The sequence below is a fragment of the Saccharothrix australiensis genome, assembly GCF_003634935.1.
In the GTDB taxonomy this organism is placed as follows: Bacteria; Actinomycetota; Actinomycetes; order Mycobacteriales; family Pseudonocardiaceae; genus Actinosynnema; species Actinosynnema australiense.
In genome coordinates this window covers 2011691-2027651 of sequence record NZ_RBXO01000001.1, presented here as the reverse complement: position 1 = coordinate 2027651, position 15961 = coordinate 2011691, and the positions used below count along the sequence as shown (strand labels likewise).

The 15961-nt window shown below is 72.2% G+C and carries 17 protein-coding genes; 5 read left to right on the top strand and 12 right to left on the bottom strand.

The window, feature by feature from the left end:
• Positions 1-49 precede the first annotated feature (49 nt).
• The 3 genes from C8E97_RS09575 to C8E97_RS09565 all read right to left on the bottom strand — a co-directional run bounded on the left by C8E97_RS09575 (position 50) and on the right by C8E97_RS09565 (position 4267).
• Entirely contained in the window at positions 50-1897 is a 1848-nt protein-coding gene (locus C8E97_RS09575; protein ID WP_121003591.1) for a Xaa-Pro dipeptidyl-peptidase, read from the bottom strand.
• 319 nt (positions 1898-2216) lie between these two features.
• On the bottom strand, positions 2217-3365 hold the full coding sequence (locus tag C8E97_RS09570) for an MFS transporter (protein WP_121003589.1): 1149 nt from the start codon (positions 3363-3365) through the stop codon (positions 2217-2219).
• Positions 3365-4267: an alpha/beta hydrolase gene (locus C8E97_RS09565; RefSeq protein WP_170211712.1), complete on the bottom strand. Its 903-nt coding sequence runs from the start codon at positions 4265-4267 to the stop codon at positions 3365-3367. Before C8E97_RS09565 ends, C8E97_RS09570 begins: the two co-directional genes overlap by 1 nt.
• A gap of 70 nt (positions 4268-4337) precedes the next feature.
• Here C8E97_RS09565 and C8E97_RS09560 point away from each other — a divergent pair, with 70 nt between their 5' ends.
• Both C8E97_RS09560 and C8E97_RS09555 read left to right on the top strand, forming a co-directional pair.
• On the top strand, positions 4338-5204 hold the full coding sequence (locus C8E97_RS09560) for a LysR family transcriptional regulator (protein ID WP_121003585.1): 867 nt from the start codon (positions 4338-4340) through the stop codon (positions 5202-5204).
• Positions 5201-6421, top strand: a complete 1221-nt coding sequence (locus C8E97_RS09555) for a 6-phospho-beta-glucosidase (protein WP_121003583.1) — start codon at positions 5201-5203, stop codon at positions 6419-6421. Before C8E97_RS09560 ends, C8E97_RS09555 begins: the two co-directional genes overlap by 4 nt.
• On the opposite strand, the gene C8E97_RS09550 is transcribed toward C8E97_RS09555, so the two are convergent.
• Together C8E97_RS09550 and C8E97_RS09545 are read right to left on the bottom strand one after the other, a co-directional pair.
• Positions 6409-7041 (bottom strand): endonuclease V, encoded by a 633-nt coding sequence (locus C8E97_RS09550; protein ID WP_121003581.1) that lies wholly within the window; start codon positions 7039-7041, stop codon positions 6409-6411. The genes C8E97_RS09555 and C8E97_RS09550 overlap by 13 nt on opposite strands.
• A gap of 52 nt (positions 7042-7093) precedes the next feature.
• Complete coding sequence (locus tag C8E97_RS09545; protein WP_121003579.1) at positions 7094-7864, bottom strand: Tat pathway signal sequence domain protein; 771 nt, start codon at positions 7862-7864, stop codon at positions 7094-7096.
• 170 nt (positions 7865-8034) lie between these two features.
• Here C8E97_RS09545 and C8E97_RS09540 point away from each other — a divergent pair, with 170 nt between their 5' ends.
• Positions 8035-8814, top strand: coding sequence for an arylamine N-acetyltransferase family protein (locus tag C8E97_RS09540; RefSeq protein WP_121003577.1), 780 nt, complete (start codon positions 8035-8037; stop codon positions 8812-8814).
• On the opposite strand, the gene C8E97_RS09535 is transcribed toward C8E97_RS09540, so the two are convergent.
• A complete protein-coding gene (locus C8E97_RS09535) occupies positions 8798-9466 on the bottom strand; it encodes a maleylpyruvate isomerase family mycothiol-dependent enzyme (protein ID WP_121003575.1) in 669 nt (222 codons plus the stop codon). The two genes, C8E97_RS09540 and C8E97_RS09535, sit on opposite strands and share 17 nt — an antisense overlap.
• 81 nt (positions 9467-9547) lie before the next feature.
• Between C8E97_RS09535 and C8E97_RS09530 the strand changes: the two genes are divergently transcribed.
• Complete coding sequence (locus C8E97_RS09530; RefSeq protein ID WP_121003573.1) at positions 9548-10084, top strand: CGNR zinc finger domain-containing protein; 537 nt, start codon at positions 9548-9550, stop codon at positions 10082-10084.
• Here C8E97_RS09530 and C8E97_RS09525 read toward each other — a convergent pair.
• From C8E97_RS09525 to C8E97_RS09515, 3 genes are all read right to left on the bottom strand, one after another.
• Entirely contained in the window at positions 10081-10509 is a 429-nt protein-coding gene (locus C8E97_RS09525) for a CBS domain-containing protein (RefSeq protein WP_121003571.1), read from the bottom strand. The two genes, C8E97_RS09530 and C8E97_RS09525, sit on opposite strands and share 4 nt — an antisense overlap.
• A 300-nt stretch (positions 10510-10809) precedes the next feature.
• Positions 10810-10992 carry a hypothetical protein gene (locus C8E97_RS09520; RefSeq protein ID WP_121003569.1) on the bottom strand — a complete coding sequence of 61 codons (183 nt, stop codon included), beginning with the start codon at positions 10990-10992 and terminating at the stop codon, positions 10810-10812.
• Between the two features lie 515 nt (positions 10993-11507).
• Positions 11508-12227 (bottom strand): EcsC family protein, encoded by a 720-nt coding sequence (locus C8E97_RS09515; RefSeq protein ID WP_121003567.1) that lies wholly within the window; start codon positions 12225-12227, stop codon positions 11508-11510.
• Positions 12228-12275: 48 nt separating this feature from the next.
• Between C8E97_RS09515 and C8E97_RS09510 the strand changes: the two genes are divergently transcribed.
• Positions 12276-13355 (top strand): Rv2629 family ribosome hibernation factor, encoded by a 1080-nt coding sequence (locus C8E97_RS09510; RefSeq protein ID WP_147455038.1) that lies wholly within the window; start codon positions 12276-12278, stop codon positions 13353-13355.
• Positions 13356-13416: 61 nt separating this feature from the next.
• Here C8E97_RS09510 and C8E97_RS09505 read toward each other — a convergent pair whose 3' ends face one another.
• From C8E97_RS09505 to C8E97_RS09495, 3 genes are all read right to left on the bottom strand, one after another.
• Complete coding sequence (locus C8E97_RS09505; protein WP_121003564.1) at positions 13417-14286, bottom strand: amino acid ABC transporter permease; 870 nt, start codon at positions 14284-14286, stop codon at positions 13417-13419.
• Entirely contained in the window at positions 14283-14930 is a 648-nt protein-coding gene (locus C8E97_RS09500; protein WP_121003561.1) for an amino acid ABC transporter permease, read from the bottom strand. The genes C8E97_RS09505 and C8E97_RS09500 overlap by 4 nt, the downstream gene beginning before the upstream one ends.
• Positions 14931-15052: 122 nt before the next feature.
• Positions 15053-15940, bottom strand: coding sequence for a glutamate ABC transporter substrate-binding protein (locus tag C8E97_RS09495; RefSeq protein ID WP_121003559.1), 888 nt, complete (start codon positions 15938-15940; stop codon positions 15053-15055).
• Positions 15941-15961 lie beyond the last annotated feature (21 nt).

Genomic DNA, 15961 nt, shown 5'->3' with positions numbered 1-15961 from the left:
AGCCGTCGAGGTGGAAGACTAACCAGGTTTTGAGATGGTGAAATAATTCCTAACCAACCGAACGGCGCAACGCCGGCTGCCCACCGACCACGGGCAGCTCCACCACCGTCGACGTCAGGTCGATCGACAGGCCCGCGCCCGGCTTGGGCCGCAGCGTGTAGTCGTAGTCGCTGGAGATCAGCACGAACTCCAGCGAGTGCCCGGCGGGCACGACGTAGTCCTGCGGCTGGAGCTCCACGTCGATCCGGTACGTGTGCCCCGAAACGATCGGCTTGGTCTTGGCCGGGTCGACCCGGTTCTGCGGATCGGTCCACCCGCGCGTGATCACGTGGCTGGTCCCGTCCGGCGCACGGTCCACCAGCAGCGCCGTCACGTTCGCCGCCGGCTGGTCGAACGACACCGCCAGCTCCACCCGCGGCGTCCCGGACAGCCGCAGCGGCGTGGCCGACGCACGGGTCGCGTAAGACAGCCGGTTGCCGGACCTCGGCAGGTCGATCAGGTCCTCGGCGAGCTTGGACGAGTCGTCGCGCAACGACTCCACCACGGGACGGCCGGGCACCGACGACGACCGCAGCGCGCCCTTGGCCGAACCACCGGCCCACGGGTGCAGCCGCGCGGTCGCGGCACCGGGAGCCGGCCAGTCGGCCTCGTCCACCCACGTGGTCTTGTCCTCGCGCTGGATGGTCGACTTCGGCTCCTTCTCGATGCCGTTGTCGATCCCGTACAGGTAGTGGCTGAACCACCGGTTGAGGGTGCGCCGCCACTCCGCGGACCGCAGCGTGTCCGGGTCGGTGTGCCCGGACTGGTGCAGCCAGATCTTGTGCTCGACCCCGTTGCGCCGCAGCGCCTCGTACCACTGCGCCACGTGCTTGGTCTTGACGTTCCAGTCGCTCAGCCCGTGCACGGCGAGCACCGCCGCACGCACCTTGGAGGCGTCCTTCACGTAGTTCCGCTCGTCCCAGAACTCGCTGTAGTCACCCGTGACCCGGTCCTGCTTCCGCGCGACCTCCGCGATCACCGGCTTGCAGATCTCCCGATCCGACCGCGTGTACACGTACTCGGCGAGCACGTCCAGGTCCTCGCCCTGGAACGTGCCGGGCGCGACCACCGCGCCGTCGGCCCGGTAGTAGTCGTACCAGCTGGAGATCGCCGCGATCGGCACGATCGCCGCCAAGCCCTCGACACCGGTGGAAGCCACCGCGTTGGGCAGGGTGCCGTTGTACGACACGCCCATCATGGCGACCTTGCCGGTGGACCACGAGGCCGCCACCGCGGCGCCGGACGCGTCACGCGCCGTGGCGCGGCCGTTGAGCCAGTCCACGACCGACTTGGAGCCGATGGTCTCGTTGCGCCCGCCCGAGGTGGGGCAGCCGGACGACTTGCCGGTGCCCAGCGACTCCCCGTACACCACGGCGAACCCGCGCTGGATGAAGTAGGACTCGTACCGCGTCGAGGTGATGGGACCGGCGTGGGGACCGACGGCCGCCGCGATCCGCTCGTCCGCCTCGGCCTTCAACACCGACCCGTCGCGCTTGTCGTGGCCGCCGCGCTTGTTCGGCACGTACAGCTCGACGTCGACGTTGTGGTTCGCCACGTCGTTGCCGCCGGAGAAGTACGGGCTGTTGAGGAACACCACCGGCACCTTGAGGCCCCGGTCGGTGGCCTTCTGCCGCACCACCTCGGTGTAGACCTCGTCGTCACGCCCGTCGCGGTCGCTGTCGACCGGCGCGCGCACCCAGACGCTCTCCTTCACCACGTCCTTCGGGTCGAAGACGGGTTGCGCCTCGCCATCCTTGAACACCGGGCCCTCCGGTGCGGCCGTGGCCGCCGCGGGCAGCACGCCCAGCGGCAGGGTGGCCAGGGCCGCCAGCACCACGGCTCTCCGAACACGCTTCACGGGTGTTCCCCCATCATGTCCAGGACAGGTTTGTGCAGACCCTTCCCCGACCCCGCAAGATGTGTCAAGTGGTCGTGAAAGTCCTCTGTGGACCGGCCCGGAAGACCCGCCGATCGGCCCTTGACCAGCGTCGACGGGGCATGCAGACTCCCACGCCCCCGCGTGGGCCCATCACCGCTTCACCGCCGGGCGGAGCCACACGTTCACTGGGACGGGTAAGCCTCGCGGGAGGCCCCTGGTCCCCACACCGACGATCCCGAACACGCCGCGCGCCCGGCGAGGAGCCCGGCCGGCACAGGACCGGGCCCCTCCCCCGCGATCACCGCGCCGGAGCGGGCATCCCGACCCGGCCGCCGGCCACCGCCACGCCGAGCGCCGCCAGCGCCATCGCCGCCGCGACCCAGTTCGGCGAGGTGTAGCCGAACCCCGCGTCGATGGCGACACCGCCCAGCCACGCGCCCACCGCGTTGCCCAGGTTGAACGCCGCGATGTTCGCCGCCGACGCCAGCGCCGGAGCGCCCTCGGCCTGTTGCAGCACACGGGTCTGCAACGGCGCGACGGTCGCGAACCCCGCCACCCCCAGCAGAGCGACGGTGATCGCGGCCGACACCTGCCACCCGGCGGTGAACGCGAACACCGCGAGCACGACCACCAGCACGGCCAGGATCGCGTACAGGCTCGGTAGCAGGTCGCGGTCCGCCGCCCGCCCGCCGAGCACGTTCCCGGCGCACAGCCCCGCCCCGAACAGCACGAGCAGCCACGTCACCGCGCCCGGCGCGAACCCGGCGACCTCGGTCATCATCGGCGCGAGGTAGGTGAACGACGCGAACACCGCGCCGAAGCCCAGCGCCGTGGTGGCCAGCGCCAGCCACACGCCCGGCCGCCGGAACACCGCCAGCTCGCCGCGCAGGCCGTCGGACGCGGGTTGCGGCGGCACCAGCGCGACGATCCCGACCAGCCCCGCGACACCGAGCAGCGCGACCGCCCAGAACGTCGACCGCCAGCCGAACCCCTGCCCCAGCGCCGTGCCCATCGGCACGCCGAGCACGTTCGCCGCCGTCAACCCGGTGAACATCAGGGCGATCGCCCGCGCCCGCCGGTCCGGCGCGACCAGCCCGGCCGCCACGACCGCGCCCACGCCGAAGAAGGCGCCGTGGCACAGGGCCGCCACCACCCGGCCGACCATCAGCAGGGCGTAGCCGTCGGCGACCGCCGACACCGCGTTGCCGAGGATGAACAACCCCATCAGCCCGACCAGCAAACGCTTGCGCGGCAACCGGGAGCCGGCGGCGGTGACCAGTGGCGCGCCGACGACCACGCTGAGCGCGTAGCCCGAGACCAGCAGCCCGGCGGACGGGATCGACACGCCGAGGTCGGCCGCGACCTGCGGCAGCAGGCCGACGATCACGAACTCGGTGGTGCCGATCCCGAACGCCCCGACGGCCAGCGCGACCAGCGCCGGCGGCATCAGAGGTCACCCAGCCAGGCCGCGAGTTCGCCGAGCAGCACCGAGTACTCGTCCAGCACCGCGTCCATCAGCATGAACGCGTGGATCGTCCCGGCGAAGCGCCGCACCCGCACCGGGACACCCGCCGCGGCCAGCCGCTCGGCGTACCGCTCGCCGTCCGAGCGCACCGGGTCGTGCTCCGCGAGCGCCACGAACGCGGGCGGCAACCCGTGTGCCGACGCGCGCAGCGGCGCGGCGAGCGCGGTCGGCTCCCGGCCGGCGAGGTAGTGCGACCAGGACCAGCGCATCCCCTCGCGCGACAACCCGTACCCGCCACCTTCGTCCACGTAGGACTCCGTGGTGAAGTCCGTGTCCAGCGGCGGGTACACCAGCACCTGGAACGCCAGCGCCGGGCCTTCCTCGCGCGCCTTCACCGCCACCGCCGCGGCGAGGGTGCCGCCCGCGCTGTCACCGGCGATGCCGACGCGCCCGGGGTCGACGCCCAGCCCGCGCGCGTGGTCGACGAACCACCGGGTCGCCGCGTAGCAGTCGTCCAGCGGGACCGGGAACGGGTGTTCGGGCGCCTTCTGGTAGTTCACCGCGAACACCACGTGCCCGGTGGCGTGCGCCAACGCCCGCAGCGGCACGTCGTACACGTCGAGGTTCCCGATCACGAAACCGCTGCCGTGCAGGAACACGATGGCCGGGAACGGACCGTCACCCGGCGGGTAGTAGACGCGCGCGGGCAGGTCGGCCGTCGGTCCGGGCACGAACAGGTGCTCGATCCTGGTCGGCAGCGGCTCGCTCTGGAACTCCTTGTAGCCCAGGAAGGCTTGCCGCGCGTCGTAGACGGTCGACTCCTCCACGGGTGGCGCGCCCGCCATCTTCTCCAGCGCCGCGCGGGCTTGCTCGTTCAGTGCCATGAAACGATCGTCGGCCGGACCGGTCCATAAGTCCAAGACATGTTGCTTGTTGGAAGCATAAACTGCACTCATGACACTTCGGCAGTTCGAGTACCTGGTCACGGTCGTGGACGAGGGTTCCTTCACCCGCGCCGCCGAGCTGCTGCACGTCACGCAACCCGCGCTGTCCCACCAGATCCGGGCGCTCGAACGGGCGGTCGGCACGCCGCTGCTGGACCGGCTGCCCCGCGCCGTCCGGCTGACGCCCGCCGGGCGCGCCTGGCTGCCGTTCGCCCGAGCCGCGCTGGCCGACGCCGACCGCGCGCTGACGGCGGCCCGGCGGGCCGGCGGCCTGGAGTGCGGTGAGCTGCACGTCGCGACGGTGTACTCGCTGACCCTCGGCGCGCTGCCGCCCGTGCTGAGCGCGTGGCGCGCCCGGCACCCGGACGTGCGGATCAGGCTGTTCGAGCACCGGCACGCCGACGAGCTGCGGGAGGCGATGGCCGAGGGCCAGGCGGACGTCGCCATCGGGCCGTCGCCCGCGGGCTGGCCCGGTTTCGTCCGGCGCCTGGGCGTGGAAGAGTTCGTGCTGGTCCTGCCGCCGGACTCGCCGCACGAGGGTCCGGTCGACCTGCGGGCGTTCGCGGACCAGGGCTGGGTGCACTACGCACCCGACAACGGGCTCGCGGACGTGGTGGACGAGGCGTGCCGGCAACGCGGGTTCCAGCCGTGGGCGGCGGTGCGGACGGAGCAGACCGCGACGGTGCCGGTGCTGGCCGCGGCCGGCCTCGGGCCCGCGCTGGTGCCGCGCAACGTGCTCCCGGAGCGGTTCGACGGTGTCGTGCTGCGCCCGGACCCGCCGGTGCGGCGGGAACTCGTCGCGTACTGCCATAAGGACCCCGATCCGCTGACGTCGGCCTTCATCGGGTTGCTCGTCGGGGCAGGATGGGACGCATGAGGCTGGTGATCCTGGGCGGCGGCGGGTTCCGCGTGCCGCTGGTGCACAGGGCGTTGGTGGCGGACGGGCGGGTGGCCGAACTCGTGCTGCACGACGTCGACCCGGCGCGGCTCGCCGCCATCCGGTCGGTGCTGCGCGGCGGGCCGCGCGTCGAGACCACCACCGACCTGGACGAGGCGTTGCGCGGCGCGGACTTCGTGTTCTCGGCCATCCGGGTCGGCGGGCTCGCCGGGCGGGCGATCGACGAGGAGGTCGCGCACCAGCACGGCGTGCTCGGCCAGGAGACGGTCGGCGCGGGCGGCATCGCGTACGGCCTGCGCACCGCGCCCGTGGCGCGCGACATCGCCCGCCGGGTCGCACGGCTCGCGCCGGAGGCGTGGGTCATCAACTTCACCAACCCCGCCGGCCTGATCACCGAGGTCATGGCGGAGCACCTGGGCCCGCGGGTGATCGGCATCTGCGACTCGCCGGTCGGGCTGTGCCGCCGCGTGGCCGGCGCCCTGGGCGTCGAGGACGCCCGGTTCGACTACGCCGGGTTGAACCACCTCGGCTGGTTGCAGGGCGTCCACCGGGACGGGGAGGACCTGCTGCCCCGACTGCTCGCCGACGCGGTGGCGCTGGGGTCGTTCGAGGAGGGCCGGCTGTTCGGGGTGGAGTGGTTGCAGGCGCTGGGTGTGATCCCGAACGAGTACCTGCACTACTACTACGACACGCGGGACGCGCTGGGCGGCGACCGGGGCGCGTACCTGCTGCGGCAGCAGCAGCGCTTCTACGACGGCGAGGTCGACTGGGAGACCACGCGGCTGGAGCGCGAGGCGACGTACATGAAGCAGGACCGCGACACGCTGGAGGGCGGCGGGTACGAGCACGTCGCCCTCCGACTCATGCACGCCATCGCGAACAACGAGCGCGCGACGCTGATCCTCAACGTCCGCAACGGCTCCACGCTGTCCACATTGGACGCCGATGCGGTCGTCGAAGTGCCGTGCACGGTCGACTCGACCGGCGCGACACCGCTGCCGGTGAGCCCGCTGCCCGACCACGCCGCCGGGCTCGTGCTGTCGGTCAAGGCCGTGGACCGGCTGGTCATGGAAGGCACCCGGCGCTCGGCCCTGAAGGCGTTCGCGGTGCACCCCCTGGTCGATTCGCTGGCGGCCGCCCGGAGCCTGCTCGACACCTACGTCCGACGGCACCCCGGACTGGCCTACCTGAGCTGAGCACGCCCCAACGCGTCCGCGCGGCGGGTCGTCTCCGGCAGGCGCGTGACGCACAGCCGCAGCACCTCGGCGCACGCCCGGTCGAGGTCGACGCGGTGGCCGACGGACACGAACACCGGCTTCACACCGACCCGCGTCCGCAGCGCCCGACCCACGACCTCGCCGTCCTCGACCAGGTCCGTGGTCGCGCCCCGCTCGTCGGCGGGCTGGTCGAACCGCCCCATCGGCGTCTTCGCCACCCCGACGCTCGGCAGGTCGGTCACCACCCCGAGGTGGCAGGCCAGCCCGAACCGCCTGGGGTGCGCCAGCCCCTGCCCGTCGCACACCAGCAGGTCCGGCGGCACCGCCAGCCGGTCCAGCGCGACCAGCAGCGGCGGCAGCTCCCGGAACGCGAACAGCCCCGGCAGGTACGGGAACTCGGCCTTGCCCAGGAACACCGCGGAGTCGACCGTCTCCAGCGTCGCCGCGTCGAGCACCACGACGGCGGCCGCCAGCCGGTCGTCGTCGGCGTAGGACACGTCCAGCCCGGCCACGTGCCGCACCACGAGCTCCGGATCGGTCGTCGTCCGCACCAGGGGCCGCAGGCGCTCCTGCTCGGCCACCGCTTCCTCGGGCGTCACCGGCGCCCCACCCCCGGCAGGCCGCGGGTGGCCTCGGCGACCTGGTGCGGCATCACTCGAACTTGTCCGCCCGCAGGTCGCGCAGCAGCAGGTGGCAGTCGCGGAGAGCGCCGGAGGTGTCGCCGAGCGAGCGGTAGATGCCCCACTTGGGGCGCAACCGGTCGCCCAGCCAGGTGTCGACGCCGGACTTGGTCTTGTCCAGCACGGTCGTGCCGCCGTCGCGCACCACCCAGCGGACGCGACCCGCCGAGCCGTCACCGATCCGGATCTCGACCGAGGTGTCGATCCACCGGTCCTGGAGCGGGGCCAGGTCGGTCGCGCCGACCAGCACGTCGCCCTCCACCACCTTGAACTCGACCCGCGACGCGCCGCCGGTGCGGCGCAACGACATCACGGTGACCGGCAGCGAGCCCACGCCGGGCATCTTGGTCTGCATGACGTGGGTGAACGTCGAGGTGGCGCGCAGGCTGGACGGGATGAACATCGAGTAGGTGAAGCGCCACCGCTCCCCCTCGCGCAGCACGACGGCCGCGCCGTCGGTCCTCATGCCCGCGACCTCGTTGCGCTGCCGGTCGGTCGACGTGTCGCGGTCGCGCGTGTGCATGTCGAACCGGTAGTGCGCGCCCTGCGCGTGGATGTGCCGGACACCGGGGTGCGAGTCCGCGCGGTCGTCCTCGACGCTCTCGAACGCGCCGAGGCCGTCGACGTCGGGCCGGGCGCGCCACTTGGGCCGCCACGAGGCGGCCGAGGCGACGCCGCCCGCACCGACGAGCAGCGGCGCGGTCGCCGCGCCCGCCAAGATCGAACGACGGGTGATGCCCACGTCGTGCTCCTTCCACCGCGAGGGACCGGGCAGTGGCGGCGGTTCGGCAAGACACCTGCCAATCGCACGCATCAGACCACCGCGCACCGAGCACTGTCAACGGTCCGGCACGGGCGCACCTGTGATCCAGCGCATCCGCCGCGCCGACCGCGAGCTGACATGCTGGCCGGGTGTGGAACGGTGAACTGCTCGACCTCGACGCCTACCTGGAACGCGTCGGCCACCGGCTCGACCCGGAGGCCGACCCGGCGACCACCCTGCGGGAGCTGCATCGCGCCCACCTCGGCGCGATCCCGTTCGAGAACGCGGACATCGGCGCGGGCGCGTCGCTCGCGCTGGACGTGCCGTCGCTCCAGGACAAGATGGTGCGCCGCCGGCGCGGCGGCTACTGCTTCGAGCAGAACCTGCTGTTCGCGGCGGTGCTGGAGCGGCTGGGCCACGAGGTCACGGGACTGGCCGCGCGGGTGCTGCTGGGCCGGGAGGGCGACATCCCGCGCACCCACGCGCTGCTGCGCGTCGACCGGAAGTGGTTGGTGGACGTGGGTTTCGGCGGCGGCGGGCTGCTGACGCCGCTGCCGCTGGCGCAGGGCGCCTTCGAGCAGCAGGGCGACTGGACGTTCCGGCTCGACCTCGACGACGACGTCTGGACGCTGAAGTCGTTCCAGGGCGGCGAGTGGGTGTCGCTGTACGCCTTCACCGAGGACCCGCGCACGCCCGCCGACTACGCGATCCTCAGCTACTACCTGTCGACCAACCCGGCGAGCGCGTTCGTCGGCAGGCTGCTGGTGCAGCGCACCGACGAACGCGCCCGCTACGCGATCACCGACCACCAGCTGACGGTGGCCACCCCGCACGGCGGGTCCGAGAAGCGCAGCCTGACCCCCGACGAGCTGGCCACCGCGCTGCGCGAGGACTTCGGCCTCGAACTGCCGGTCACGGCCACGGGTTGAGCGCGGGCGGCTCGCCGGTCAGCTCGCCCTTCGGCGTGCGGCCGGCGAGCCACGCGACCAGGTCGTCGGACCGGCCCCGGAGCACGACGGGCGCGCCGGACCCGATCGTCCACTCACGACTGTCGCTGGTGGACGCCAGGGTGAGCCGCACCCCGTCCGGGACGCGCGAGGACAGGAAGTCCACCACGTGGTCGTGGAACGCCGGCGGCCACGGGAACGGCCCGAGGTCGAGGTCGGAGGCGTGGATCTCCGCCTCCCGCCAGACCACGTACGCGGTGTCCAGGAGCGTGCCGTCGCGGTAGGCGATCGGCGAGCCCCAGTCGCGCACGCCCTCCCACGCCGCGGTCAGCCGGCGGACGGCGGCCTCGATCGCCGCGCGGTGCTCGGCGGCCGAGCGGCCCGCGCCGGCCTCGATGGCGGCGTTGCGCGCCGGCCTGCCGCCCTCGTAGACCTCGATCTTCGTGCCCTCGTGCTCGGCCTGCCTGGCCATCGCGGCGGTGACGTTCGCGACGTGCGCCAGCACGTGCCCGCGCGTCCACTCCGGCAGCGCGGACGGGCCGGCGACCTGCTCGTCGGTCAACCCCGCGATGGCCTCGGCGAGCCTGCGGTGCGCGTCGAGCGCGGCGGCGGTCACGTCGTGGTCGGTCAGCAAGACTCCCCCTAATGGTTTACGTAGCTCAGTCCGTTAGGGAGAGTAGCGGGGTGATCGGGTGAAGTCCATTAGGATGCCGGGATGAACCGGGCGCTGGACTTCGCGAGCACCGTCCGCCACGACGGGCACGGCGGGCTGGCCGACGACCTCGCCACCCCGGCGGGCCTGGCCGAGTGGGCGGGCCTCGACGCGGCGAGCGAGGAGCTGTGGCAGGAGGTCGTGGCGCTGCGCTGGGCCGTCCGGTCGCTGTTCGCGCGGGCGGCGGCGGCGGGCGAGCGGATGGACACCCCGCACCTCGTGCCGCCGGACGAGGCGCTGCGCCTGGTCAACGGGGCGGCGGCGCGAGTGCCCAGGGTGGCGCGGCTGGAGTGGGACGGGCAACCGCGCGTGCGCTACGTCGACTCGGCGACGCCGGGCGAGCGGCTCCTGGCCGACCTCGCGACGGCCGTGATCGAGTTCCTGGCGAGCGAGGAGCGGGCAGCACTGCGCGCCTGCCCCGCTCCCCGGTGCATCAGGTACTTCGTCAAGGCGCACCCGCAGCAGCAGTGGTGCAAGCCCTCGTGCGGCAACCGGGCGAGGGTCAGCAGGCACTACCGCAAGCGGGAGAGGGAGCGCTAGCCCTGCGCGATGTACGCCGTGAGCTGGTCCTGGTCCTCTTCGAGCTGGCTGATGCGGCTCTTGACCACGTCACCGATGCTGACGATGCCGACCAGCTCGCCGTCCGCCACGACCGGCACGTGGCGGATCCTGCGCTCGGTCATCAGGACCGTCAGGCTGTCCACCGAGTCCTGCGGCGAGCAGGTGCGCACCTCGGTGGTCATGATCTCCGCGACCGGCGCGCCCAGCAGGTCCGCGCCGCGGTCGCGCAGGTGGCGCACGACGTCCCGCTCCGACACGATCCCGGCGACGCCGTCCGGGCCCACGACGACCAGCGCGCCCACGTTGTGCTCCGCCAGCCCCGCCACCAGGTCCGCCACGGTGGCCCCCGGCCCGACCGTGGCCACCGCCGAACCCTTGTTCCGCAACACGTCCGCGATCCTCATGCGGCGCCTCCCCGAGCTCGGCCAGGTGCTACCCGCCCCAGGCTAGTTCGCGCGCGGCCCCGGCGGCAGGGCCCGGAACCCACCGGGCCGACACCCGCCGGCACCCGGACGACCCGGAACCCGGAAGGGAAAGCCGGAAACGCCGGTAGCCCACCGCGAAACGGTGGGCACGGCGAACTCACCGTCGACGCCGCGACTCGGCACGGCGCCGACGGTGAGGGGAAGGCCGGCCGCGAGCGGCCGGGAATTCCGCGCACACCGGCACCGCGCGATGTCGCGGCGCCGGAATCGCGGCGGGATTCAGCCGCCGGTGCGGCGGAACACCCTGCGCCCGACGAAATTCGCCTGGTGCGGCCGGCCGGGGATCACGTTCACGCCGGCGTTCTTCTTGGCGTGGCCGCGGCGTTCGCGGCGGTTCTGGACGACGCGCTGCTCCGGTTCGGGCTGCTCGTCGTCACCGGGAACGTTCTGCTGGTTGATCATCGGACCCCTCCTGAGGTGGGCGAAGTCGCTGGTCAGCGACGCCGCATGGCGTAGTGGCGCGGGTTGACGACAGCTCGTCCGCCGCCGAATCGCGGCTGGGACGCGCCGTGCGAACGCCGGGCTCGCCGGTTGTTCGGCTGACCGTCGCCGGGTGGTTCAGTGCGCATGGTGGGCATACGACCGCCTCCTGGAAATTTTCGAGGCGTGCAAAAGGCATACGACCCCGTAGCAGAAAAAGGGGGTCGTCAAAGAGCCGCTAGGGCCACCAGGGAATGAGCGCTCGGCACCCGCTCAACGGCCGGGTGCGGCGCAGCAGAGGAAGAAGTCCTCAGGAGTAGATCTGGAAGAACATGCCGATGACATTAGCGCGTCCCACCGGCGCTGCCAAGGGTTTTCCCGGAGATCGACACCACAGCGCGGCGCACCGTCCACTCAGGACGGTGCGGGCGCGATCCCCGACGCCACCGCGCCGGCGGACGGCGATCCCGCGTGCGAAGCCCCGGCTCGCCCGGCGATCAGTCGTGCTCGGTCACGTCGAGGACCTCGCCGTCGAGCACCTCGCGCTCCACGACCCGGCCCTCCACCACCTCCGGGGCCGCCGGCGGCGACGCGAAGAAGCGCCGCGCGAAACCGCCGACCGCGCGCGTGGTCACCGCGTCGAACCCGCCGCCGATGACGCCGCCCACCAGCGGCACCCCCTTGGCCAGCGTGATGCTCGCCCGCGACGTCCCGTACTTCGCCAGCAGCGTGAACCCGACCCGCTTGTTGACCTCCCGGATCAGCTGCGCCGGGATGCGCTGGATCAGGTTCATGGTGAGCTTCGAGCCCGCCTTGATGCCCGCCTTCTTGAGCAGCTCGGTTCCCGCGTTGCCCAGCAGGCACACCAGGATCGCCGTGCGCACCTCGTCGCTCTCCAGGTCGTGCCCGTGCACGGCCGCGATGGACGCGATCAGGTGGGTCTGCACCAGGTACGCGGCGGCGACGTTCGCGGGCAGCGTCACGGGCAGCGTGATGAGGCCGCCGAGGTTCGTCGCGAAGCCCTGGATGCCGGCCGCCGCCACGTGCCTGCGGACGAGGACGCGGACCGCCTCGTCCCGCGTCAAACCGTCTTCGAGCAGGTCACGGGCCATCTGCTGGGCGCTCTTGAACGGTCCGAACCCCTCGATGCCCACCCGCAGCAGGTGGTCCACCGCACTCTGTCGCGCCTGCACCAGTGCACCGGGTTCCTCGGCCATGGGTCCGAGATTACGCGGGGACGACGCGGGTAGCCGTGAGGCATGGACATGTCCACCTTGGGAGAGCTCGTCCGGGACCGCGGCCCGTTCGCCTCGGTCTACCTGGACGCCTCGCACGACACGGAGGACGCGGCCAAGGCGCTGGAGCTGCGCTGGCGCGGGCTGCGCGAGAACCTGGCGCGGCAGGGTGCGGACGGCGACACGCTCGCCGCCCTCGACGCGGCGGCCCTGGAGCCGGCGGTGGGCAAGGCCGGCCGGGCACTCATCGCGGCGCACGGGCAGCTGCTGCTCAACCGCGTGCTGCCCCGCCCACCCGCCGCCGACACGGCGCGCTGGTCGCGGCTGCCGCACCTGCTGCCGCTGGCGAACCTGCTCGGCACGGCGCTGCCGCACGTCGTCGTGGTCGTCGACCGCGCGGGCGCGGACCTGCACGGCTACGACGGCCACGGCGAGGTCGCCACCGAGGTGCAGGGCGACACGCACCCGCTGCACAAGGTGCGCGCGGGCGGCTGGTCGCACCGCCGGATGCAGAACAAGGTCGAGGAGACCGCCCAGCGCAACGCCGCGCTGGTCGCCGAGGCCGTCGACCGGCTGGTGACCACGCTCAACGCGCGGCTGCTGGTGCTCGGCGGCGAGGTGCAGGCCCGCACGGACGTCCGCGAGGAGCTGAGCGCCCGCTGCCGGGACGTCCTGATCGAGGTCGACAGCGGCAGCCTCGCCGACGGGGCCGACGACGACTCGTTCGACGCGGCCGTGCGGTCGCTCGTGGCCCAGTACCAGCACGACCTGGACAACGACGTGGTGGAGGAGTTCACCGCCGAGTCCGGCCGGGACGAGGGACGGGCCGTGCAGGGCATGGAGCGCGTCGTGGCGGCGCTGCGCGAGGCGAACGTCGCCACGCTGCTGGTGTCCGACCAGGCGCTGGGCCGCCGCACGGTGTGGGCGGCCGAGGACCCGGCGATGGTCGCGGTGCGGGAGGCCGACCTGCGGGCGCTCGGCGTCGACCACGTGGACGAGCTGCCCGCCGACGAGGCGCTGACCGGCGCGGCCACGGCGACCGGCGCGCAGGTCCTCGTCACCGACGAGACGAAGCTGTGGGAGGGCGTGGGCGCGTTGCTGCGCCACTGACGACCTCGCGTACGCGAAGGGGGGCGCACCCGGCCGGGTGCGCCCCCCTTCGCGTACGCCGTCAGACGCCGGACGCGTTGGACAGGACGACCTGCTCGGCGGCCCGGTTCTCCGGCTCCACGATCTTCTTGTTGCGCCGGTTGCGCTTCTCCAGCGACACCGCCACCCACGTCAGCAGCAGGCACATCGCGATGTAGACCGCGGCGACCACGATCGTCATCGGCACCAGCGGGCGGCCGAACTGGCCCTGCGTGCCGAGGTACTTCGCGTAGTCGAGCAGCTCCTTGTAGTTGATGATGAAGCCGAGGGCGGTGTCCTTCAGCAGCACCACGAGCTGGCTGACGATCGTCGGCAGCATCGCCCGCAGCGCCTGCGGCAGCAGCACCTGCACCATGACCTGCGTCTTGCGCATGCCCAGCGCGTACGCGGCCTCGGCCTGCCCGCGCGGCAGGGACAGCACGCCGGCGCGGAACACCTCCGCCAGCACCGACCCGTTGTACAGGGTCAGGCCGGCGACGACGGCGACGAACTGCGACGGCTTGATGTCCACCGTCGGCAGGCCGAAGTAGAAGATGAAGATCATGATCAGCAGCGGGATGGCGCGGAAGACCTCGACCACGACCGTGGCGGGCACCCGCCACACCGCGTGGTCGGACAGCCGGCCTGCCGCCAGCACCGCGCCGAGCAGGACCGCCAGCACGGCGGCCACCGCGAACGCCCTCAGCGTGTTGCCCAGCCGCGCGAGCAGCTCCAGCTGGACCGTCTCGTACTGGAGCCACTCCCACAGCCGCGGCTCGAACTGGCCGCTGTCGTAGAAGCGGTAGCCGATGAAGCCGACGACGCCCACCACCGCGAGCACGCCCACCACGGCCAGGAGCCGGTGCCTCAGCCGCGCCTTCGGTCCGGGCACGTCGAACAGGACGGAACTCATCGGGCCACGCTCCAGCGCTTCTCAAGGGCGCGTTGCACCAGGGTCAACGGGATCACCAGGAGGACGAAGAAGAACGCCACCCAGGAGAGGCCGACGAGCATGTTCGCGCCCTCCTCGGACAGCACGTAGCTGATCGAGCCCGCGTCGGACACCGAGAAGCCGGCCGCGATGGTGGTGTTCTTCAGCAGCGCGATGAGGGTGCTCACCAGCGGCGGGACCACCGTGCGCAGCGCCTGCGGCAGCACCACGTTGAACAACATCTGCCCGAAGGTCAGGCCCAGGGCGCGGGAAGCCTCCGCCTGCCCGACCGGCACCGTGTTGATGCCCGACCGGACCACCTCGCAGATGAACGCGGAGGTGTACAGCGTCAGGGCGACCACCGCGCCCTGGAACGGCTCCAGCCGCAGCATCTTGAGCAGCGGGTAGGCGAACGCGAAGAAGAAGAAGACCAGGGTCAGCGGGGTGTTGCGGACCAGGGTCACGTAGACCGCGCCCGCCGCGCGGAACACCGGCACGGGGCTGACCCGCAGCATCGCCAGGAACGTGCCCAGCACCAGCGACCCGACCGCGGAGAACAGGAACAGCTGGATCGTCGTGCCGAATGCCCTGAGGAACAGGTCGGAGTAGGTGGAAAGGACGCTCATGGGACTTCCTCGCCGAGGGACGTCACGGGAGTGGCCGGCGACCCGCCGCGGGGGGCGAGGTCACCGGCCACCATCAGTGCTGATCGGTGGCGTCCGGCTGGATCAGGGACGCGGTGCCGCGATCAGTAGCGGTCGATCACGGGCTTCTTCGCCGGGGAACCGGACTTGCCGAGCGTGGCGTCGTAGACCTTCTGCCAGTCGCCACCGCTGATCGCGGCTTCCAGGATGTCGTTCACCTTGTCGCGCAGCGGCTTGTCGTCCTTGGCCAGGCCGATGCCGTAGGGCTCGTTGGAGAACGGCTTGCCGACGACCTTGAACTTGTCGGGCTCCTCGGCCGCGTACCCCTTCAGGATCGCGTCGTCGGTGGTCACCGCGTCGATGGCGCCCTCGGCGAGCTTGGCGACGCACTGCGAGTAGTTCTGGTACTCGCTGATGTTCTCCGCCTCGGTGAGCCCCTGCTCCTTCACGTTCTTGATCGGGGTCGAGCCGGTGACCGAGCAGACCTTCTTGCCCTTCAGGGTCTCCGGGCCGGTGATGGAGTTGTCGTCCTTGCGCACGAGCAGGTCCTGGCCCGCGGTGAAGTACGGGCCGGCGAAGCCGACCTTCTCCTTGCGGCCGGCGTTGATCGTGTACGTGCCGACGTAGTAGTCCACGTCGCCGTTGATCAGCGCCTGCTCGCGGCCCGCGGACGCGATGGCCTTGAACTCGATCTTCGTGTCGTCGAAGCCGAGCCGCGCGGCGACGAGCTTGGCGATCTCGATGTCGAAACCGCTGTACTTGTTCGTCGTCGCGTCCCGGACACCGAGGCCCGGCTGGTCGTCCTTGACGCCGATGACGACCTTGCCGCGCTTGGTCATGGCCTCGAACGTCTTGGAGCCCTCGACCTTGACGTCGCTCGCGACCTGCTGCGTCGGAGCCGCGGCCGACCCACCGGGGGTGCCCTCCTTGCCGCAAGCGGTCAGGGCGAGGCCGCCCGCCAGCAGCGCCACCGCAAGGGTGCGTACCCTCATCGTGCTTCTCCTGCTCTTCCT